Origin of the sequence: Neobacillus mesonae (assembly GCF_001636315.1) — a bacterium.
Lineage (GTDB): Bacteria > Bacillota > Bacilli > Bacillales > Cytobacillaceae > Neobacillus > Neobacillus mesonae.
The window spans coordinates 3873980-3896246 of sequence record NZ_KV440949.1 but is presented as its reverse complement, the minus strand read 5'-3'; the positions used below and the strand labels follow the sequence as shown (position 1 = coordinate 3896246).

Annotated in this window: 17 protein-coding genes; 2 read left to right on the top strand and 15 right to left on the bottom strand. The window is 41.9% G+C overall.

Annotated features, from left to right (window positions below):
- Positions 1-135: 135 nt before the first annotated feature.
- From A6749_RS18135 to A6749_RS18115, 5 genes are all read right to left on the bottom strand, one after another.
- Positions 136-1374 (bottom strand): ATP-binding protein, encoded by a 1239-nt coding sequence (locus A6749_RS18135; protein ID WP_066393360.1) that lies wholly within the window; start codon positions 1372-1374, stop codon positions 136-138.
- 165 nt (positions 1375-1539) lie between these two features.
- Positions 1540-3039, bottom strand: coding sequence for an amidase family protein (locus A6749_RS18130; RefSeq protein WP_066393358.1), 1500 nt, complete (start codon positions 3037-3039; stop codon positions 1540-1542).
- 473 nt (positions 3040-3512) lie between these two features.
- Positions 3513-4259 carry a C39 family peptidase gene (locus tag A6749_RS18125; protein ID WP_066393345.1) on the bottom strand — a complete coding sequence of 249 codons (747 nt, stop codon included), beginning with the start codon at positions 4257-4259 and terminating at the stop codon, positions 3513-3515.
- A 125-nt stretch (positions 4260-4384) separates the two neighbouring features.
- Positions 4385-4831 (bottom strand): threonine/serine exporter family protein, encoded by a 447-nt coding sequence (locus A6749_RS18120; RefSeq protein ID WP_066393341.1) that lies wholly within the window; start codon positions 4829-4831, stop codon positions 4385-4387.
- Positions 4832-4846: 15 nt separating this feature from the next.
- Positions 4847-5608, bottom strand: a complete 762-nt coding sequence (locus tag A6749_RS18115) for a threonine/serine exporter family protein (RefSeq protein WP_066393334.1) — start codon at positions 5606-5608, stop codon at positions 4847-4849.
- A 281-nt stretch (positions 5609-5889) separates the two neighbouring features.
- Between A6749_RS18115 and A6749_RS18110 the strand changes: the two genes are divergently transcribed.
- The gene (locus A6749_RS18110; RefSeq protein ID WP_066401041.1) at positions 5890-7065 is read left to right on the top strand and encodes an MFS transporter; all 1176 of its coding nucleotides are present in this window, start codon (positions 5890-5892) and stop codon (positions 7063-7065) included.
- 254 nt (positions 7066-7319) lie between these two features.
- On the opposite strand, the gene A6749_RS18105 is transcribed toward A6749_RS18110, so the two are convergent.
- The 6 genes from A6749_RS18105 to A6749_RS18080 form a co-directional block, all read right to left on the bottom strand.
- Positions 7320-8234, bottom strand: a complete 915-nt coding sequence (locus A6749_RS18105; RefSeq protein WP_066393331.1) for a ketopantoate reductase family protein — start codon at positions 8232-8234, stop codon at positions 7320-7322.
- Positions 8235-8436: 202 nt separating this feature from the next.
- On the bottom strand, positions 8437-10071 hold the full coding sequence (locus A6749_RS18100) for a hypothetical protein (protein ID WP_066393325.1): 1635 nt from the start codon (positions 10069-10071) through the stop codon (positions 8437-8439).
- Positions 10072-10074: 3 nt separating this feature from the next.
- On the bottom strand, positions 10075-10872 hold the full coding sequence (locus A6749_RS18095; RefSeq protein WP_407937516.1) for an ABC transporter ATP-binding protein: 798 nt from the start codon (positions 10870-10872) through the stop codon (positions 10075-10077).
- A gap of 102 nt (positions 10873-10974) precedes the next feature.
- Positions 10975-12387 (bottom strand): glycoside hydrolase family 18 protein, encoded by a 1413-nt coding sequence (locus A6749_RS18090; protein WP_066393324.1) that lies wholly within the window; start codon positions 12385-12387, stop codon positions 10975-10977.
- 86 nt (positions 12388-12473) lie between these two features.
- Positions 12474-14597 carry a DNA helicase RecQ gene (gene recQ, locus A6749_RS18085; RefSeq protein WP_066393321.1) on the bottom strand — a complete coding sequence of 708 codons (2124 nt, stop codon included), beginning with the start codon at positions 14595-14597 and terminating at the stop codon, positions 12474-12476.
- A gap of 1095 nt (positions 14598-15692) precedes the next feature.
- Positions 15693-15881 (bottom strand): hypothetical protein, encoded by a 189-nt coding sequence (locus A6749_RS18080; protein ID WP_066393319.1) that lies wholly within the window; start codon positions 15879-15881, stop codon positions 15693-15695.
- A gap of 128 nt (positions 15882-16009) precedes the next feature.
- Between A6749_RS18080 and A6749_RS18075 the strand changes: the two genes are divergently transcribed.
- Positions 16010-16669, top strand: a complete 660-nt coding sequence (locus A6749_RS18075; protein WP_066393315.1) for an HAD family hydrolase — start codon at positions 16010-16012, stop codon at positions 16667-16669.
- Between the two features lie 54 nt (positions 16670-16723).
- On the opposite strand, the gene A6749_RS18070 is transcribed toward A6749_RS18075, so the two are convergent.
- The 4 genes from A6749_RS18070 to A6749_RS18055 all read right to left on the bottom strand — a co-directional run bounded on the left by A6749_RS18070 (position 16724) and on the right by A6749_RS18055 (position 22215).
- Positions 16724-18289: a fatty acid--CoA ligase gene (locus A6749_RS18070; protein WP_066393312.1), complete on the bottom strand. Its 1566-nt coding sequence runs from the start codon at positions 18287-18289 to the stop codon at positions 16724-16726.
- 175 nt (positions 18290-18464) lie between these two features.
- Entirely contained in the window at positions 18465-19619 is a 1155-nt protein-coding gene (locus A6749_RS18065; protein ID WP_066393309.1) for a thiolase family protein, read from the bottom strand.
- Positions 19620-19637: 18 nt separating this feature from the next.
- The gene (locus A6749_RS18060) at positions 19638-20783 is read right to left on the bottom strand and encodes an acyl-CoA dehydrogenase family protein (protein ID WP_066393307.1); all 1146 of its coding nucleotides are present in this window, start codon (positions 20781-20783) and stop codon (positions 19638-19640) included.
- 214 nt (positions 20784-20997) lie between these two features.
- Positions 20998-22215 (bottom strand): MFS transporter, encoded by a 1218-nt coding sequence (locus A6749_RS18055; protein ID WP_066393305.1) that lies wholly within the window; start codon positions 22213-22215, stop codon positions 20998-21000.
- Positions 22216-22267: the final 52 nt, after the last annotated feature.

Genomic DNA, 22267 nt, shown 5'->3' with positions numbered 1-22267 from the left:
ATAAGTATCCAACATCACCAAAAAGAAATAGAAGTTACAAAATCTTTTAAAATTCGGGATTCCTCTACATTATATCCCATAAGGAAGCCCCTTGAAATACTATAACATGATGATTTTTGTATAAAAAAGGAACATTTATTTCTGACAAACCGGCAATGTTACAATTACCTTTGTTCCTTTTCCTAAATCACTTTCTATATTTATATTACCGTTATGCTCTTTAATGATTTGGTTTGTAACTACCAATCCCAATCCAGTACCACTCTTTTTAGTAGTATAAAAGGGAACTGTTAGATTTGGGATATCTTCACTTTTAATACCACAGCCTTCATCCTCAATAGATACAATAATTCCAGCGTCTTCTAAGTACTGAACATTTAATTTGATTGTGCCTCCATCAGGCATTGCCTCAATCGCATTTTTTAATAAATTGATAAATACCTGTTTTAAATGCTTCTCATCACACCCGATCAGCGGCAAATGCTCCGCATAACTCGATTCAATGCCAATATTTTGTACAATTGCCTGCTGCCGCATAATAGATACGGTGTATTCAATTATGTCCTTCATATTTGTCGGCTCAATCTGGACGGACTTTGGTTTACCAATAAACATTAAATCATTCACTATGATATCAATTCGGTCAATTTCCTGAATCATTATTGGATAATATTCATTTTGTTCAGGAAACCGCTCATGCTGTAGCTGTGCAAACCCTTTCAGTGATGCCAGCGGGTTGCGGATCTCATGACCAATTGCCGCCGCCATTTGACCAATTAAAGCAAGCTTTTCTTTTTGATGTAACTCTTCTTGGGCTGCTGTTAACGATTGAATATATGAATTAAACCGGGTTAACAAAATATAAGAAATAGCAACTAATATTATTGTCGATATAACTGGTAGTAGAACATCAGAATCTTGTAACAAAATACCTATAAAACAATACTTTCCAATTATCCCCAAAGAAACTGTCCAGAAATACTTTTTATTCACAAATATGGGAGCAAAAAATACAAATAGCAACTCTACTATATTCCCGGAAGCAAATGTCTTGTTTGTTCCAAAGTATCTGAGGATATTATCAACAATATCTATTACAACATAACTAATAAAAACGAAATATTTTACAAAATAGAGATTTCCTTTTTTAATAATGTAAATAGATGCAGGCAAGATACCAATAACTGTTATATAAAGCCAGATGCCTAGCCCATCCATAAAATTCTCAGAATGCTTAAAAGTAGTGTATTTTGGGATAATAACACTCCAAAATAAACTATATGTTATAAAAAAGATATAAAATAACCACAAAAAAAGCTTTATCGCCTTTTTCTCTTCAAATATTAACTTAGGACTTTGGCGACCTTCATTCATCTTAAAACTCCTCAATTAATGAAATGTTTTTAAAATTACAAAAATGTTCATAAATTGTTCTCATACTATTTTACCATCTTTTATCAAAAAATCGATGTTTTTCGACAAAAAATGTACTTGGGAAAAATTTAAGAGGGCACTTAGTTAAATGCCCCCCTTTTGATATCAAGCATATTTAGGATTGGTTTGAACTGGAACCCAATAATCCGTTTGTTCCAGCTTGCCCGCTAAAGAAAGCAGTAGGTTCTCTTTCCCTCTGGCAGCCATCAATTGTACTCCGACTGGAAGATCAGCTGCCGTAAGATGGAGAGGCACGGTCATTGCAGGCTGACCTGTTAAATTCGCCAATTGAGTAAAGGGCGTTCTTTTTAAATTATTCTCTGCTACCTGTTCAACTACTCCTGCTTTTTTTAAAATCCTGCCCAAACCAAGCTTTCCGGCAAGCTGCATGGCCGCTTTTTCAGCATTACTTGGTTCCAATTCCCCAATCCTCGCTGGAGGGAAAGCCGTTGTCGGCGTCATGAATAAATCATATGTTTCATGAAACTCTTCCATAATAAACGCAGCGCGGTCCCATTCCCGGATACTTTGAACGATTTCCTCTGCCGGCGTGGCCTTCCCCACTAATCCTAAAATCCAGGTAGTTAATTCAACATCGCCCATCATTGGTTTACGGCCAAGAACGTCCTCTAATGATGCCAATGTCGCAGCCACTTCACCGAAATACATTGTTAAATAACTTTTTGCAATCTTCCTGCCATCAATCGGCGGCTCCTTTTCTACCACATGATGACCCATTGATTCCAACAACTTAGCCGCTTTATATACAGCTTGTTTACATACATGATCAACTTCCGTTCCCAATGGTGATCGAACAGTAAAAGCGATCGTAAGCTTTTCATTCATTGGCTCCAATACACTTTGAAGATAGGAACCCTGAAATGGGGGTGCATGAAATGCGGCATATTTTTCATAAATTTGAATTTGATCCAGCATGGTGGCGCTGTCTCGAACCGTTCGCGACAAAATATGCTCAACTGATGCCCCTTGCCAAAGTCGGCCGTAGTTAGGACCTACCGGTGTTCTGCCCCTGGTCGGCTTCAGTCCAAACAAACCGCAATAGGCACCTGGAATCCGGATGGAGCCTCCTCCGTCATTTGCTCCGGCAATCGGTACCATTCCGCTTGCAACTGCAGCTGCGGAGCCGCCGCTTGAGCCGCCCGGTGTATAGTTTTCATCCCATGGATTTCTAGTGGGACCATAAAACTTCGGCTCGGTAATCCCCATTAAAGCAAATTCCGGAACATTGGTTTGGGCAACAAACAGCACCCCGGTGTTACGCACCCGTTTCACATATTCAGAATCAGCTTTAGCTCGGTATGCTTGAAATGCCTTTGAGCCAGACGTAATTTTCTCCCCCTCGATTTCTTGGGTGATATCCTTCAACACAAAAGGAACTCCTGCAAACACGCCTTCCATGTTTAAATGTTCCAGCTGTTTTTCTGCTTTTTCATATAATTTATGGATCACTGCATTTAATTTTGGATTTTTTTCTTCAATCATTTTCACAGCCTCGCCCAGTACTTCTTTAGGCTGCACTTGCTTATTTTTAACTAATTCCGCCAATCCAAGACCGTCATAATCCCGATAAACAAAGCCCTCCAAAACCTTCCCCCCTTTTTCATATTTTTTAATACTTATATGTAACCGAAAGAAAATCCTGCTTATAAATGCAATTCCCCAAAGTTTTCTTCTGCAGTATCCTTGACAAATATTAAATTCCATTTTATAATATTCATTCGTGCTTTAATTTTAAGTAACTTGGATCAGAACTGAAGATAAATGTAGGAATATATTTCTGGCTTTCCACGAATGTTTTATCGGAAAGACTTATTCACACTGGAACGGCCTCGGAGCCGTGAGGATGTAAGAGAGGTAGGGCTTACGTCGTTTAGGTTATAAAACCTACAGTGGAAAAATGTACCGCGGCAAATTGTATATTAATGTTTATTTTTACATTATGAAAGCAAACGATTAGAACTTGCAGTATTCAAGTTACGAATATAGCTATAAAATAAATAAAGCAAAAAATCGAAGGCAGGGGAAATTCCCCTGCCTTCGTCCAATTCTAGTCCATTTTATTTTTCGATGACAACCGCCTGACTGCCCATTTGTTCCCATGCTTTAATGAATCTTTCTCGGTCACATTTACGATTTTTCACCCCGTATGGGTCATTCACATAAATATACTTGTCATCATATCCGGTAATCGCAACACTGTGCTCGCTGAAGGTAATTTCAATTTTCCCTTGCGGCGTATTCCATGTTTCGAACACTGAAACCGGAGTAAAGCTTGACGTTGTAATAATCCAAACAGGAAGCCCCTGGCTGACCTTCTTAAGCAAATCGGTGAACGGGCTGTTAGTTAAGTTAACCGCCTTATCTCCAACATATTTCTTAGCAAGATCGTAAATTGGACCGTTATAAACCCCAAGACCTGGTCCTCTTGCCATATTTCCTACAAACCCGGCATTTGGATTTCCTTTTTGCCCATTAGGATAGTTTAAAGGGACCGTTTTTATTTTTTCCGCCAGCTCGTTCTTCGAGACTCTCACACCATGGTAATTCAGAATCATAGCAAGGCTTGTAACTTCACAACCGTTATAAAGCATTGGATGGTCCATCTGATTGATAAACGGTACATCCAACAGCTTGCTTTTTGGCAAGATAGGTGCGTTTTTTTGAAGTGCTATTTGCCGCAGCTTGAGCGTTGGGGCTTCTTTAACCATTACCAGATCCGCTTGATCTGCCTTCACATCGATAATCGTTTTTACTCCAAAAATTGATATTGCTAGAATTATAACAATCATTAACCATTTCTTCATACCATCATTTCATTCCTTGTCAAAATCATGGTAAACCTATAGTCCTTCCATACTACCATACCAAAAGTTCCTAAAGGAAGAAAGAGCTAAAATTTCCAAACTAAGCAATCTTCAAACAAATGCTGTTAATTTTTCGCTCTCCTATCACTTACTTTACGTATAACCTGGTTAATAACCTCGGAAAAAACCAGTCCAAAAGCGATTGTTCCTGCTAGCATAAAGACCTTTGCCGCCAAAGCAAGTGCCGTATTATAATCATTCTCCACAAAATTCCGCATGGCATCATACGCTAATCCACCCGGTACTAACGGAATAATCCCGGCGACACTAAAAATAATGACTGGTGTTTTATAATACTTCGCTAACCGTTGACTTATAACGGCAATAAAAATCGTTGCTGCCACTGTAGCAAGTACTGCATTATTAGTATAACCATTAATGACGTAGTAAATCACCCAGCCGCCCATTCCAATTAGTCCACACTTCACTAACGTATTTTTCGGTGCATTAAAAATGATGCCAAACGCACCGGTTGCAATAAAGCTGGTGATTAATTGTGCTAATAATTTCACCTCATTGACCCCATCTCACAAAAATGATACGACAAAAGCAATTCCTGCCCCAATGGCAAAAGCGGTCAGAAATGCTTCCGCTCCCTTTGATAACCCGGCGACCAAATGCCCCGCCATTAAATCCCTGATAGCATTTGTAACTAACAGCCCAGGAACCAGCGTCATGACTGAACCAATAATGATTTTATCCAATTGCTGCCCCACACCTAGTTTGACAAATAAAAACGATAACAATCCAATCACAAATGACGCAAGAAACTCGGAGAAAAATTTAACAGAGACAAAGCGGTGGAAAGAGACAAAGCTGAAATACCCGACACCACCCGAAACCATCGCCGGAATAAAATCATTCCAGCCGCCATTGAACATAATCATGAAACAGCCGCTGGCAAGTGATGCTGCAGCCACCTGTATCATTAACGGAAAAGCCAAATCCATTGAATTAATTGCGTTTAATTGCTCAAACGCCTGCTTAAGATTGATATCACCGTTACTTATTCCTCTTGAAATGCTATTGACCAATGCCACCTTTTCCAAATCCGTCGACCGCTCGGATATCCTGATTAATTTGGTTCTCGTAGGGCCAGTTCCTTCCGCTGAAAAAATAATTCCTGTTGGGGTGACATAGCTGTGCGTATTTTCAATTCCAAAGGCTGCTGCCATCCGGGTCATTGTATCTTCAACCCGATACGTTTCCCCACCGGACTGCAGCATGATTTTCCCCGCCAGCAAACAAACCTCCATAATCTCCTTTGTTTGTACTGTCTGATCTTCCATCTTCTCACCACATTACATCTGCATTATTCATTTAGTTTAAATCAAAACAAGTTTTTGAATCAATAATCTTTTCCATTTCAAACCATATGTCGAAAAAAACAGAAAATGACTAAGGATATATTTTCTTTATCATGACTGCTGGCTATTTAAATCATGGACAAACAGCGGGGTTGAATAATTCGAAAATTTAGGTATTATAATATTTAGTAAAACGAAGTAATCGACAGAAAGAAGTGTTAACTGTGAATCAACAGGGACAGGCGAAACGTAATTTGTGGATTATGTGGTTTGCAAACTTCTTTGTTTCAGGCAGCATGACCATGGTTCTTCCGTTTATTTCATTGTATATTGAGTCATTTGGGAATTTCACGGCTAAGTATGTTCAGCACTGGTCTGGTCTGACATTTGCCGTAACATTCGTATCAGCCTTTATTTTTTCACCTGTTTGGGGGAAAATTGGCGATCGCTACGGAAGGAAAAAAATCTTAATCATTTCCGGGCTTGGAATGGCCGTTTCCATTTTCCTCATTGGTTTTGCCCAATCGGTATGGCAGCTATTTTTTCTCCGCTTTTTCATGGGCTTTTTCTCCGGTTTCATTCCGATGTCGCAGGCATTTATCTCCACCCAAACACCGAAGGAGATTGCAGGGCGCGTTCTTGGCACTCTGCAAACGGGCAGTATCACCGGTTCCTTATTGGGGCCAATGCTTGGCGGAGTTTTAGCAGATACGCTTGGGTACTCCACTACCTTCAAATGGACGTCAATTGCCATTTTCATTTCCGCTTTACTTGTGATGACGACTAAAGAATTTCGCATCGAGGTGCGGTCTGGCGCCAAATCGCATTATTCCAGCAAAGAGGTATTAACGCATATCTTCAGAAACCCGGTAATGCTGACGGTTCTAGTGATATCTGCACTTGTTCAAATCGCTCACTTTAGTATCCAGCCGATTCTATCCTTATTCGTCGGTGAACTGCATGGAAAGGCAAATATTGCTTTTTATTCCGGAATTGCTTTTTCTGTAGCCGGTTTAGGCAATTTGCTGATGTCGCGGAATTGGGGGAAAATTGCTGATAAATATGGATATATAAAGATATTGGTAATCCTTCTTTTTGCGGCGGGCATTATTTACTTGCCTGGGGCAATGGTTACGAGTTTTTGGCAGTTAGTGTTGATTCGCTTTGTGCTTGGAGTGGCGATTGGCGGCATTATTCCAGTCAGGATTGCCTATATCCGCCAGGAAGTTCCAATTGCAATGCAGGGTGAAGTGCTGGGCTATAATAACAGTTTACGCTTCCTCGGCAATATTATCGGACCAATGCTCGGCGGTTTCGTTTCCGGCTATCTCGGTTTTTCGGCGGTATTTATAAGTACAAGTATACTTCTCATCATCAGCGGCTTCATTTTACTAGTAACGATGAACAAGAATCCAAAGCTGGTGAAACGTCCGGCGTAGCAGGATGTTTATGAGAACTAGGCCAAGTTACTTGTCGGTGGCTTTGTCCTCATGAACCGTTTATGAGAACTGAGAACCGCTACTTGCATGCGGATCTGTCCTCATAAACCTTTTTATGAGAACTACACTCAAAAAAATGGAAGCTTACCTGTCCCTATAAAGCAGCTATGTGGACTAATTGAAATAATAAAGCTCCCGTTTGTCCTCTATAGAAGAAAGGCACACCACATTCGGTGTGCCCTTTTTTCTATAGATTACAACGATGTCTCATAAACTTTTAAATTCGTATACACAGCTTCTAACACAGGAACAAGGATTTTTTCCTTATTTGCAATGTCCAATAGGTACCCATGTAAATGGTCAGCTTCGACCTGGGACAATTTTTCCATATCTCTTTGCATCGAGGATTTCATCGAATATCCTAATGAATCAATTTGATTCAATTGCTGGGCCACGGCATCATCTGAAAATGGAGCACCTGCATGTTTCATAACAAAAACTATTTCTTCCAGCAATTTAGTAATTACAGCCCGTCCGGTTGATTGTTCACGAATCGGGCCAATCGGAGCTCTCATTAAAGTTGTGATCCCTGACATAGTCGAAATGAATAGGTATTTATTCCATAAATCTCGGCAAACATCATCGCTTAAACGATAACCTACTTTTGTCCCGCTAAACGCATCCTCAATTGTTAAAACTCTTTCGGTCCGTTCACCAGAACGTTCGCCAAACACCAGGTCATGTTTTGCGCTTGTTTGAATAATCCTTCCTTCTTGGTCTAACGTAGTTTCAATAAAGCAAAGACCGCCAAGGACGCGTTCCTCACCAAATTCCGCAATTAATTGATGATAATGAGAAATGCCATTTAATAATGGGAGAATGGCCGTTTTTTCGCTAACATATTCTTGGAAGCTCTCTATTGCGCCTTTTAAATGATAGGCTTTCGTAGATAACAAAATTAAATCAAACGGACCTGCTTCCTCACCGGAAAGAATTGTTTTTGGAGTTAATGTCACATTACCGTGGACACTTTCAAGAACAAGGCCAGTTTCAGCTAATTGTTTTTTCCTGCCTTCTCTTACCAAAAAGGTAACGTCCTCTCCCTTTTCCAGCAACCGACCGCCAAAATACCCGCCTACAGCACCAGCACCAACGACTAAAATCCTCATGGAATGTCCCTCCTATGTATAAAAATACCTATAAAACTAGTATAAGGGAAATCTTTCAGGCATTATAGATTTTAAATAAAAAATGTTTCCTTCATCGACAAAATTACCGGGGAAATATTACATAAACAACTTTACATCGACAGGGATTATGAATTCTCTAAAAATTACACTTATAAAAAACTGCCCCTTAGTCAGGCAGTCTTTATAAATTCCAAACGGTTTTATAAGCCCATTTCCAGCTAAAAATTGTAACAGCTAACATCACAATAAAATAAATTGGGACACCATAAGGAACCAACGTAGCTGCATAATGAATTCCCGCAAAAACCGCGATCAACAGCATTGCCAGAATTAGCTTTAGTCCGCCGCTCTGCTGAGCATCCTCAAACGATTCCGAAAACGGCAATGTTCCCTTTAAATAGTTCGAGCAAATAACGGTGTATAAAATGGAGATCACAAACACGAGCAATATATCGGGAATAATCTTTACCCCGAAAATGATAATAAAAATCAAACTCAAGATAAAAAAGATAGGAAAAAACAAATTTACGATAAATACCTTTAATGTCGCACTGTATAACGGTGCCAAATTGGCAACCGGTGCCGTTTTGTACACCCATGCCCCTTTATATTTACCCGAATATTTCAGCATGGCAACCGCATTTGGAATCATTAAACTGGCCATATAAATCGCTAAATACCACTTGGTTACGGCTAAATGGGCAATGGAATTCATCTGGATTTCGTTAAACATCATAATAAACGGAAACACGAGTGCCATTCCTAAGGCAGGATATACTTTTAGGCGAAATTCTCGCTCATTTCGCATCATATTATCGGCAAACCGGAAAAATACTTTTTCCTCCGTCCCTTTGCAAACAACCCCGGCAATCCAATTTTTCCAGCGGTTCTCCCTTCGTTTACTCTCTCCGCTCTGATTCGTAAGCTTCCGCAGGTTTTGTTCAAACGACGGCATCATCCGGTTATAGATGACTATTGAAATAATCGGAATAACCACCGCTAAACATGAAAAGCCTACTAAATAGAAACGTGTATCGTGTCTCAAAACGAGCTCAAACGGCGCTGCAAACCAAATCGGCGGAATGAGGAACTGCCACCAGTTTGGCGAAAAAACCATTTCCATATCAACAAAGTTAAACGCCCTTACTACCACTTGGTAGCCAACAGCAATCGAAATCGATAACCCGATTTGCACGTAATTGATAATATCTTTCAATTTTTCCCCATCGAAAAATCTGAGAATGAAATAGTAGATAATCGCGGTTAATACGACAATGAACAAATTAAGCAGAATCAACCCGATCAATGCGAGCAGTAAAAATAAAATTCCATACCTAAAGGTCCCAATAATCAATGGAGCGGCTGTTAACGCAATGGTCAAGAAGAATAAATAAATGGAAATATGAACTGTTTTAGCTGTGCTAATCGTCTTTTTAGAAAGCGGCTTTGTCAGCAGAATCCCCTTGTCGCGAATATCTAGTAGCACATTAGAAAAGTCGGATATCATCGAAGTCATCACCAGAAACATGACAATCCCATAGAATATGGCCATCTGAAAAAGATAGTTTTTCCCGAAAATAACAATTGGTATTAAAATTAAGCTTAAAAGGACATACATACCGAGCGATTTCATAAAGCCGTTCTCTTCCGGCTTATTCTTTTTCTTGGCCTGTTGGTTAAAGATGGTTGGGGTTCTGCGACCGTCCATTGTTAATTTAACCGCCAAGATTTTCCGCATTGCCGGGTAATCAACACCCATTCTCACAAAAAGCACTTTGAATAAATCTAGAAATTTTAGAGTTCGATAATCCTTCATGGCCTATTCCTCTTGAACAATTGAAACAAATTCTTCAGCTATTGTTTTATATTCATTAAAACCGGTCAGCTGATTAAAAATTTGTTCCAATGATCCTTCAGTATTCTGTGCCTTCAATTCTTGAAAACTACCATCGGCGACAATTTTTCCATCGTTAATAAGGATGATGCGGTTGCTGATTTTCTCCACGACATCCATAATATGCGAAGAGTAGAAAACCGTCTTGCCTTCAGCAGCGAGGATGGCGAGAATCTCTTTAAACACCATTACGCTATTGGCATCAAGCCCGCTTAATGGCTCATCCAGAAACAGAAGATCTGGATTATGCAATAAACTCGAGATAATCAGTACTTTTTGACGCATACCTTTGGAAAACGAAGCGATCCGTGAGTTATAGACTGCTTCTAAACCGAATACCCTCATCAGCTTCCATGCTTTTTCATCCGCAGCCTGCAAGTCCATGCCATATAATTCGCCAATAAAGGTTAAATATTCACGTGGAGTGAGATTATCATAGAGTTCAGCTATTTCAGGGACATACCCGATTTTTCTCTTATAATGGTAATTGTCCTCGGTAAGCGTTTCACCAAAAATCTCTATCTTTCCGGAATAATCTCCTTCAAGACCAAGAATAATCTTAATTGTTGTACTTTTACCCGCACCGTTCGGACCAATATAGCCAATAATTTGTCCACGATAAACGGTTAAATCAATTCCATTCAAAACATTTTTGCTTCCATAATTTTTTGATAATCCTTGTAAACTTAAAATCACGTCTTCATTTGAAATAATTTTAATCACCTTCTTGAAAAAGAGTACAGGATAATTTTAACATAATTAATCTAGTAAAAAACAAAAATGGCTAAATAAGGGTACGACTCCTTAATTTAGCCATATGTTTGTTTAAACTTTTTTTACCGTAAAGTTCGCTGCCTGCACCGGCCAATTCTGCGGAAAAGCTGTTCCCAGCACCCAATAACTGATGCCGCGGAGATTGTAGGCCTTGACCGTATCATATTTGGCCTGCATACTTCTCGCGTCTTCGAACCATACTTCATGCTGCTGCCCGGTTTCATCAGTGTAACGGAAAAATGGAGATTGGTAGGTTTCATCATAACTTATAGCAACACCATATTTCGCCGCGATGTCCACTGCCTCTTTTGGACTGATAATCCTAGCTAAAGTTCCTTGCTTCCAAGGAATTTTCCAATCATATCCGTATAATGGGACGCCCATAACAATTTTATTGCGTGGTATTTCAGTAACAGCATAGTCAAGTACTTTTCTAACTTCGCTGATTGGAGCAACTGCCCAAGGCCTGCCGCCAATCCAGCCCCACTCATAGGTCATAATCACGACAAAGTCGACGATTTGCCCGTGCGCGGCATAATCATGTGCCTCATATAACTGCCCTTTTTGTCCGGCGGAAATTTTCGGAGCAAGCGCGGTAGAAACCGAATATCCTTGCGGGCGCAGCTTTGCAACAACTTTTCGCAAAAAATTATTATAATTTTCCCTGTCACTGGGATTGACATATTCAAAATCAATGTTTACTCCGACATATCCTTTTTCTTTTAACATCGTTAGTATATTGGCAATCAATTTATCTTGAATCTCAGGCGTTCCTAAAACTAAGGCCGCCCGTTCGGCACTAAATTTGCTGCCGACAAAGTTCGTGATCGCCAGTAATGGGTCCACATTTCGTTCCCGGGCAGTTCTAATGATTGCTTCATCTTTTAATGGAGCAAGACTGCCATCCTCACCAACACTATGGCTAAATGGACTGACATAGGTAAAATATGGTGTTAACGGTGCGACAAGATTTGCCCCTGCTTGTTCCATGTCGGTCACGTAAGCATTTACCTCAATCACTGGTTTTGGAGCTTCCGGTATCCTAAGCCTTTGCCCTACATAGATCATACCGGCATTTTGAATATTATTTGACTGGACAATTGCCTGAACCGTTGTTCCGTATCTGTCTGCAATTGCCCATAATGTTTCACCCGATTGAACGGTGTGATACAAAACAGGAATCGTGAGTACTTGGCCAACATATAGTTTGGAAGGGTCGGCCAGCTGGTTCGCATGGATTATTTCCTGCATTGTCACACCTAAACGCTGCGAAATGGCCCAAAGTGTATCACCACTTTGAACTACATACTGCTGATATGGTGCAGGAATAACCAGGGCTTCACCAAGCACCAAACGATTCGGATTATCTAAGCCATTGGCTGCAATTATTTGATTAATTGTCACTCCGTACATTTGCGAGATCCGCCACAGCGTATCCCCGCTCTTTACAACATGGATTTTCACAAAATACCACCTCAGATAAAGTGAGTTCCAATGGAATGGTCATCTCCTTTACCATATTCTTTTGGCGGTATTTGTGTTAATGCCTACTATTTCTTACTTATATAATAAACGTAAGCTTTAATCATAAAATAACTGACCTCTTCCGGAAGCAGTTCCTTAATGGGCTTTAAACGCTCCCGCCCCGCCTCTTCCACGGCCTTTTCTAAAAGCGGTATATAGGTGTCAGGCACCAATTTGGAAAAATTCACTTCAAGTCCTTCCCGGGCACATTGTAATAGATGGTTTTCAACGGTGCTGACGGCTAAGTTTCTTTTTTCGGCAATTTCATTAATGTCAAGCCCGTTTTGGTGGAGACTCAGTGTTTCCAGGTGCGAATCGCCCACTGGTTTATCTTGCTTTTTCGGTGCTTCCGGCTCTACTTCCAGTTCCGTGTGGTACTCAGGATTGGCTTCACTGAATTCACGAATGGCCTGGATAAATTGGAGTCCATATTTTTGCAATTTATGTTCTCCAACCCCGCTCACCTGTAAAAATTCCTCGTTTGTTTTAGGCAGCTTGGCACACATATCCTTCAGCGCAGCATCAGAGAAAATGACAAACGGCGGCACATTTTCCTGTGCAGCAATTTGCTTCCTGACCTCTCTTAGTGCCTCAAATAATGGGTCACTCTTTGCAACTTGTTCTACCTTTACAGTTTCTCTACGGAACACCTGTGTTTTACCAAGTATGATGTCTTTTCCTTTTGAGGAAACAAAAAGGGTTGGGTAGGTCCCCTGCTCAATTCCAATTAATTCTTGGGATATCAAGAATTCGATAAAATCACTGACATCCTTTGCCCCTCTGTCTTTCATAATTCCATAGGTAGATAGTCTGTTGAAACCAAGCTCTGTAACCTTCTTATTTTTTGAACCCGTAAGTACTTGGGCGGTTAACGTCTTCCCAAAACGCTGTCCCATGCGGATGACACAGGACATTACCATTTGCGCTTCTTTGGTCACATCCATGGTTGTTCTCGAGTCAGTGCAGTTACCGCATCTGCAGCATGGGTTCGTTTCCGTCTCGCCAAAATATTTTAGTATAAATTCTTGAAGACAGCTTTCCGTATGGCAATAATCGACCATCTGCTGAAGTTTTTCCAGCTCCTTGGTCATTCGGCTGCGGTCACTGGATTGATCAATGAGGAATCTTTGAATCTGAACATCCTGGGGCGAATAAAGGACAATGCACTCGCTCTTCAGTCCATCCCTCCCCGCACGACCCGCCTCCTGATAATAGCTTTCCATGTTTTTCGGAAGCTGCAGATGGATACAGTATCTTATATTAGATTTATCGATCCCCATTCCAAATGCAGAGGTTGCGACCATGACAGATGCCTGATCGGTGAGAAAACGTTCATGTTCGCGGCTGCGTTCTTCATCGTTCATTCCGGCATGATATCGCGCGGCATTGATTTTTTCCTTCTTTAATCTTTCATATAGCTGGTCTACGTTTTTTCTCGTTGCCGCGTAAATTATACCCGATTCTCTTTCATTCTTTTTCAAATAGTCTAATAGGAACTTTATACGGTCCTGTCCTTTAATAACGGAAAAAGAAAGGTTTTCACGTTCGAAACCGGTGATAATGGTATTACTTTCATCGATGTCGAGCAGACTGCAAATGTCTTCACGCACTCTTGGTGTAGCGGTTGCTGTCAGGGCAAGGACATTCGGTGATTGCGGCAGCATTTGAATCATTCGCTGAATTTGCCGATAGCTTGGACGGAAATCATGTCCCCATTGTGATATACAGTGAGCCTCGTCAACCGCAACCATAGGGATTTCCATTTGCTTTAAATCCTCAAGGAATTCTTGCGACTCCAACCGTTCCGGTGCTATGTACAGCAGCTTGTATGATCCGAGCTTTGCCGCCTGCATCCGATCATAGGCCTCATTGAAGCTAAGCGAGCTGTTAATATAGGCCGCAGGGATGCCTGCCTGAACAAGGGTATCAACTTGGTCCTTCATTAAGGAGATCAGCGGAGAGATGACAATCGTGGTGCCAGGCAGGATTAACGCTGGGATTTGATAACAAATCGACTTCCCGCCGCCGGTCGGCATAACACAAATGGTATTTCTGCCGGTTAATACCGAGCGGATCGCCTGCTCTTGGCCTTTTCTGAAGGAGCTATAACCAAAATAGGATTGTAGTAGGGGCTGCGCTTTTTCAAACAATGTTGTTTCTCCTTTCATTTTATGAATGGTGGTTACCGTAATCTATTATAACGCTTCTCTTTTGGGAGTGGAAAAATAGTTTTGGCTTTTTGCGGGGGATTGAGCTTTTGCTTCTCTTTGGGTAATAGGTGCCTGGTCTTTTTACCGTGAGACTAATTTTTTCACGTCTTTGGGCAATAGAAGCCCGGTCTTTTTACCGCGGGACTTACTTTTTCCTCTCTTCGGGCAATAGAAGCCCGGTCTTTTTACCGCGGGACTTACTTTTTCGCGCCTTTGGGCAATAGAAACCCGGTCTTTTTACCGCGGGATTAATTTTTTCTTCTCTTCGGGCAATAGAGACACTTTCTTTTTACCGCGGGACTTACTTTTTCCTCTATTCGGGCAATAGAAGCCCGGTCTTTTTACCGCGGGATTAATTTTTTCTTCTCTTTGGGCAATAGAGACACTTTCTTTTTACCGCGGGACTTACTTTTTCCTCTTTTCGGGCAATAGAAGCCTGGTCTTTTTACCGCGGGATTAATTTTTTCTTCTCTTCGGGCAATATCAACCTCTCATTCTTACCGCTTACCTCCCTTCCTGCGTCTCCTCGGGCAATATCAACATCTTATTCTTACCGCTGACTTCTCTTCCCGCACCTCCTCGGGCAATATCACCCCCTCATTCTTACCGCTTACCTCCTTTCTCGCTCCTCCTCGGGCAATATCAACCCCTCATTCTTACCGCTGACTTCTCTTCTCACACCTCCTCGAGCAAAATCACCCTAAAAAAGATCTCTTTTTAACAAGAGACCTTACCAAAAAGTTTATTCAGCTCTTTGTAATTGAAAAAAAATCAGCAACCAACTCGCCAATTACTTCTGGCCGGGCGTTTCGCAATTTTGGCCGGTAATGTTTTCAAACTGCTTCTCAGACAAGAGACCCAACTGTTTCAGCACCTCCACCGCGGCTGGATACACGGCGCGGCTGTTAAAAATATTAACAATCGGCTATTTTCCAAACATCCTTCTATTTGATTCAAGGTAAATAGAAATGTTATTTCTCTTCAATTAGGAATTACATAAAAAGGAGCCGCCACAGCAACTCCCAATTTAATTGACTAATTTCCAGTCCTATTATTATCTTGGATAGCTTTTATCAAAGTATCCAGCTTCTGATTCCGTTCCTGATCTAATTTTGTTTTTTCATTCATAAAACGTATCGATCGGACAATAAAAAAGATCCCTAATCCCAAAATAAATAGATATAGTAAAAGTGGGATAATAGGAAACAAACCAACGCTGCTCATCATCGCGCCCCCTATTTTTTCAAATATTTGCCAGCACATACAATGAGTTTATCATTTTATGAAGTAATATAGAACTACTAAAATGAATAGAGTAATATATTAATTACATTAAAGTAACGGAGGAAAAAATGAAAAAAGCTGTGATTTTCGATTTTGACGGGACCATTATTGATACAGAAACAACCTGGTTCGATGTCTATAGAGACTTGCTTAAAGAGAAATTCAACATTGAGCTGCCGCTTAAGGAATTTGCCAAAAGTATTGGCACGACGGATGAAGCGTTTTACCAATATATCGAACTAACAATCGGAATGAAAATTGAACCACAGAATATAAACAAATTAGCAAATGAGCTTTTTTTAGAAAAAAGAAGCACATTATCCATTCGTCCTGGTGTAAAAGAAAAATTAGCTGAGGCAAAGGAACTGGGATATTTAATTGGTCTTGCATCCAGCTCCTCCAGAGTTTGGGTAGAAGGATTCCTACGCCAATTCGAACTGTGGGAGCACTTCTCTGTTATCAAAACAAGTGAAGATGTCGAAAAGGTTAAGCCTGATCCTGCCCTGTACATTAAAGCGTTAGAGGAATTAAAGGTTGAACCTCAACAAGCCTACGCCGTTGAAGATTCGGTTAACGGGGCCATTGCCGCTATTAATGCAGGTATGAAATGCATCGTTGTCCCGAATCAGATCACATCCTTTTTGCGATTCCCCGAAAAAACCTTCAGATTTGAATCATTTGACGAATTTAACTTCGGACAGATTCTTTCATACAAAAAGTTCGTCTAAATAGTTAGGCGAACTTTTTGTATTCAAATAAATAATAGAAAATGATGCCCTTTGTTATGACTCTTGCGTAAAAAGCTCTTCAAGCTGCTTCCGTAATACAAACTTCTGGATTTTCCCGCTGGCGTTGCGCGGCAAAGCATCGCAGAAAATATATTTACGCGGTCGTTTATAATTGGCAAGACTGGTACTATTTTTACAAAACTCATCCAATTCCTGCTCGGTAACATTTGGATCTTTTTTAACAACAAAAGCAGTCACGGTTTCACCCCAACGGTCATCTGGCTGGCCAACAACCGCTACGTCGAGGACCCCAGGATGGCTGTGCAATAAATCCTCCACTTCCCTCGGATAAATGTTTTCACCGCCGCTGATAATCATGTCATCAACACGGTCGTTGACATAAAGATAACCTTCTTCATCAAGATAGCCAATATCACCGGAATGATACCAGCCTTTATACATCGCTTTTTCCGTCGCCTCTTCACGATTGTAGTAGCCAAGCATCATGCAAGGTCCTTTCACAATAATCTCGCCAGTTTCTCCGGTTGAGCAAATATCATCGGGGTCGGATGGTCCATCTTCCCGCGTGCGGACAACACGGATATCATGATTTAAAGCAGCCTGCCCGGCAGAACCTGCTTTTCGAAGCTGGTCTCCTTCTGACAGGAAAGTAATGGCCGGACCCATTTCGGTCATACCATAGGCTTGAACCAAGGAAATGCCTAAACGGTCATGAAGGGCATTGACAAGTGACGGGGCCATTGGGGCAGCTCCATATAATCCAAGCTTTAGACTGGATAGATCATATCCGCTTAAGTCTTCCTGCAAAAGCATATTCCACATCGTCGGTGCAGCGAAAAACTTTGTAATTTTTTCTTTTTCAATTAATGAGAGGATTGCTTTTGGATTGAATTGGTGCAGGATAACGTTTTTGGCTCCTGCATTGATTCTTGGCAGGAAGGCACAGTGCAGCTCGGCACAGTGGAACATTGGCGCGGTAACCAGACCGACATCCTCTTTTTCAAGCTTTTGGGAGGCGATACACAGGATACTCTGATCGACCATATTGCGGTGACTGTGCATGACACCTTTTGGTCTTCCTGTCGTTCCGCTCGTATAAATAAACGCATACACATCATTTTCATGGACTTCAACTTGGATCTCTTCTGTTGAGGCGGCAGAGACCCTTTCTTTATAACTGGCAGCGTAAGCAGGCATCTCTTCTTCAATAAACCAGAAAGACACGTGTTCGAAACGGCCGGCGATTGCTGTGATGATGGGCTCCAAAGCTTTTTCAAAAATAACAACCTTCGGGGCAGCATCGGATAAAATGAACGCCACTTCCTCAGGGGTGAGGCGGAAATTAATCGGATTAAACACGGCACCAATCTTGGCGCAGGCAAAAAAAGCCGTTCCTAGTTCTTCTGTATTGAACATGAACGTTGAAACCCGGTCGCCTTTTTTGACCCCTTCCTTAAGGAGGGCATTCGCAAGGCGGTTGACATGCTCGCCCCACTCCTTATACGTATAGCGGACATTTTTTCGGACATCATAAAGCGCTTCTTTGTTTGGGTACTTTTTTACTGTTAATTCAAAGATTTTTCCGATCGTAGTCGTCATTGTAAATCGCCTCCGATTTATTGTTATAAAGAACTCCGAATCAGTTTTTAAATATGTTACCGGCGAATCTTGAAGTATTATCGGCGAATTCAACTATTTTATCGGCTAAACCAAGGAAGTTATCGGCGAAACTGCCTAATATATCGGCGACTCAAAATTTCAGCCACTACTTCACTTAAAAAATCCGCTCAATGATTGTTGCGTTCGCCATGCCATGACCTTCACACATTGTTTGCAGCCCGTAGCGGCCGCCCGTGCGCTCCATTTCATGCATCATTGTTACCATCAACCGTGCACCGCTCCCGCCAAGTGGGTGTCCAAGGGCAATTGCTCCGCCATTTGGATTCAGCTTAGCCGGATCAGCACCGGTTTCTTTTAACCAGGCAAGCGGTACCGGAGCAAATGCTTCGTTCACTTCAAAATGGTCGATATCACCAATAGATAAACCTGACTTTTCTAAGACTTTCTGGGTTGCCGGAATCGGTCCAGTCAGCATTAAAGTCGGATCCGAACCGACCACAACACGAGTGTGAACGCGAAATCGCGGCTTCAAACCGAGCACCTCCGCTTTTTCACGGGAAATTAACAATAATGCCGCAGCCCCGTCGCTAATTTGGCTCGAATTTCCGGCGTGAATTACCCCATCCGCTTTAAACGACGGTTTAAGACCCGCTAATTTTTCCAAGGAAGTATTTCTTCTCGGCCCGGAATCTTCTTTAACGGTCATGGGTGTGCCGTCCGGCAGCGTCACTTCTAACGGAAAAATTTCTCTTGTAAAATGGCCTTCATCCTGTGCTCTTAAAGCCTTTTGATGGCTTTCAAGTGAAAAACGATCCAGCTCCTCACGGGTAAAGCCATATTTTTCGGCAATCCTCTCAGCCGACAGCCCTTGATGAATCATTTCATACCTGTTTCTAAGATTCGGACTGAACGGGTCAGCATCTTGATAGCTGGAACCCATTGGTACACGGCTCATACTCTCGACTCCACCGGCAATGACCACATCCATATCACCTGCAAGGATTGCCTGGGCTGCAAAATGTACTGCCTGCTGGCTTGAGCCGCACTGGCGGTCAATGGTAGTGCCAGGCACCTCAATCGGAAAGCCGGCATTTAACGCGGCAACTCTGGCAATATCCCCTGCCTGTTCTCCGGATTGTGTAACACATCCTAAAATGACATCCTCCACAACTGCTGGATCAATCCCGGCCCGTTCAACCAACTCCTTTAAAGTGAAGGCCGCCAGATCATCGGGACGGATATCCTTTAAAAGGCCATTTCTTCTTCCTACCGGGGTGCGGACCCCTTCAACAATCACCACTTCTCGCATCATACTCCTCCTCTCAATTTACAATCCTAAATTTTTGGCAATAATCGTTTTCATAATTTCATTCGTACCGGCGTAAATGGCTCCTACCTGAATATCGCGGAAGCGTCTGGCAATCTCGTATTCTTCCATATAACCGTAGCCTCCGTGAAGCTGCATGCATTCTGTGGCGATTTTTCTAGCAGTATCCGTCAGCTTCCATTTGGCCATGGACACCTTTGTCACTACATCTTTCCCTTCAATATGTTCAGCAATCAATTGGTCCAAAAAGGCGCGGCCCATTTGAATGTCGGTCGTCATTTCGACGATTTTAAACTGAGTATTTTGGAACTTGCTGACCGTCTTACCGAACGCTTCCCTGCTTTTGACATAATCCATCGTCATTTCAAGCATTACTTCAGAAGCGGTTTGTGCGCCGATTGCCACAAGGAGCCGTTCCTGTTGAAGTTTTTCCATTAAATAAAGGAAGCCCTTGCCTTCCTCTCCCAGTAGGTTCTCCTTCGGCACCCGGCAGTCTTCAAAAATCAGTTCGGCAGTATCCTGTGAATGGAGCCCGACTTTGTTAAGCTTACGGCCTCTTGAGAACCCAGGTGTGACCCGTTCAATCACCAGCAGGCTTACTCCTTTATGCTTCGGCACTGCCTGTGGGTCGGTTTTCACCGCCACCACAACAAGGTCTGATTGAATTCCGTTTGTGATGAACGTTTTCTGGCCATTTACGATATAGTGGTCTCCATCAAGCTTGGCGGTTGTTTTAATATTGGCCAGGTCAGAGCCTGTGCCCGGTTCGGTCATGGCAATCGCGGTAATAATTTCCCCCGTCGCACATTTCGGCAGCCAGCGCTGTTTTTGCTCCTCCGTTCCGTAAGAGGTGATGTAAGGAACAACAATATCACTATGAAGCCCAATGCCGATTAATCCTGTGCCTACCCGCTCCAACTCCTCGTTAATAACAACGGCAAAGCCCCAATCAACACCGCTTCCGCCGTATTTTTCATCAATATCTGGGCAGAGAAAACCCTGCTCTCCCATTTTTGTCCAAAAGGAGCGGGGAATCATCCGGTCCTGTTCCCACTTGTCATAAAAGGGATATGCTTCTTTTTCTAAAAACTTTCTTAACGATTGACGGAAAATTTCATGGTCTTCTTGTAAGTATGGGTGTTTCACTTAGATCAACCTCCCTTTCATTTGGAAGCTTTTACTTATCAAAAACTACAGTATATTTCTGGAAGGAAATTCACCTCCATTATATCAGATAATTCTAAAAATTTTTATCTTGAAATAAAAAAGAGAAGGATTTATCCTTCCCTACTAAAAATTTAATTCAACTGCACTTTAATTTACCTAGAGGTACTTATAGTTTTGGTCAGCAATGTTTTTTTCAATATCCTTTAGAAACAACTCTTTCTGCAGATGCAGCCTGCATCTTTTTCCCAGCCATGGCTGCCATTACTAGAGCGACAATCAGGAATAAACTGCCGAATCTAAAGAGCGATGCCGTTTCCACGAATTCCGCGATAAATCCAAAAATTAAACCACTTAACCCGATGCCCAAATCAATCGAGGAGAAAATCATACCATTGACCACGCCACGGCGGTTTGGAGGTGTAATCAGCAGCGCCCATGATTGTAAGGTTGGAATCAAACAGCCAAAGCCCACTCCAAACAAGGCACCTGCAATCGCGATTAAGAAATTCGAATCGGCAAAAGAAAGCACCCACATTCCCCCAAAGGTAATGATGGTGCATAACAGCACAAGTCCTCTAGGCCCCTTCTCATCAAACCATTTTCCTGCGAACGGCCTGGAAATAGACGACATAATCGCATTAAGAATATAAAAAAGAAAAATCTGACTAATGCCGCGTTCCTGCCCAAATATCACAATAAACGTAGTAATCGAACCGTAGCCAAGGCTAACCAACAAAGTAATGAAAGCTGGAAACCAGCTTGTTTTATCAACGGAAGACCCGAAATAAGAAAACTTCAGTTCCTCCCTCTGTGTTTGCAAGACCGATTCCGGTGTTTGATAGCGCACAAATACAAGCAGGACTACAGCAATAATCCCGAGTATGGCCGAGATAAAAATGAGGTTTTTAAAGGAGGTGACATTAAATAAAAGGATTCCTAGACTTGGAGCAATGACCATCCCGATGGTAACCGATAATCCAAAGTAGCCCATTCCCTCTCCAAGCCGTGAATTGGGAATGACATCCGCCGCCGCCGTTCCATTTACCGTTGTCGACCATCCCCAAGCCAGCCCATGCAGGAAACGAAAAAGCAGGAAGATGACAATAACCTGCGAAATTGGGTAGAGAACGGTAATAGCAAGGAGCAGTAACGCCCCAATTAACACAAGTGCTTTTCTTCCCCGATACTCCAGCATAAAGCCGATAAACGGTCTGCTGAGCACGGCGCCAATCGAAAATAGCGCAGTCACCAGGCCGATTTCGATCCCCGATGCCCCAAGTGATTTGATATATGGCGGCAGAATTGGTATCAGCATTTGAAACGACATGAACACAAAAAGGTTCCCCGCCATCAGCATAATAAATGATTTTGTCCACAAACGTTCTTTCAAAAAATTCCCGCCTTTTCTCATAGATTGCTAACATTCATTTTATTTAGTTGCTCTAAATAATAGCACATCAACT

Excerpts from the sequence above, each read along its gene's own strand:
- A6749_RS18105 (WP_066393331.1), bottom strand. The coding sequence starts at position 8,234 with ATGAGGATTTTAGTCGTTGGTGCTGGTGCTGTAGGCGGGTATTTTGGC.
- A6749_RS18125 (WP_066393345.1), bottom strand. The coding sequence starts at position 4,259 with ATGAAGAAATGGTTAATGATTGTTATAATTCTAGCAATATCAATTTTT.
- A6749_RS18100 (WP_066393325.1), bottom strand. The coding sequence starts at position 10,071 with ATGAAGGATTATCGAACTCTAAAATTTCTAGATTTATTCAAAGTGCTT.
- A6749_RS18080 (WP_066393319.1), bottom strand. The coding sequence starts at position 15,881 with ATGAGCAGCGTTGGTTTGTTTCCTATTATCCCACTTTTACTATATCTA.
- A6749_RS18075 (WP_066393315.1), top strand. The coding sequence starts at position 16,010 with ATGAAAAAAGCTGTGATTTTCGATTTTGACGGGACCATTATTGATACA.
- A6749_RS18070 (WP_066393312.1), bottom strand. The coding sequence starts at position 18,289 with ATGACGACTACGATCGGAAAAATCTTTGAATTAACAGTAAAAAAGTAC.
- A6749_RS18110 (WP_066401041.1), top strand. The coding sequence starts at position 5,890 with ATGTGGTTTGCAAACTTCTTTGTTTCAGGCAGCATGACCATGGTTCTT.
- A6749_RS18135 (WP_066393360.1), bottom strand. The coding sequence starts at position 1,374 with ATGAATGAAGGTCGCCAAAGTCCTAAGTTAATATTTGAAGAGAAAAAG.
- A6749_RS18115 (WP_066393334.1), bottom strand. The coding sequence starts at position 5,608 with ATGGAAGATCAGACAGTACAAACAAAGGAGATTATGGAGGTTTGTTTG.
- A6749_RS18065 (WP_066393309.1), bottom strand. The coding sequence starts at position 19,619 with ATGCGAGAAGTGGTGATTGTTGAAGGGGTCCGCACCCCGGTAGGAAGA.
- A6749_RS18055 (WP_066393305.1), bottom strand. The coding sequence starts at position 22,215 with ATGAGAAAAGGCGGGAATTTTTTGAAAGAACGTTTGTGGACAAAATCA.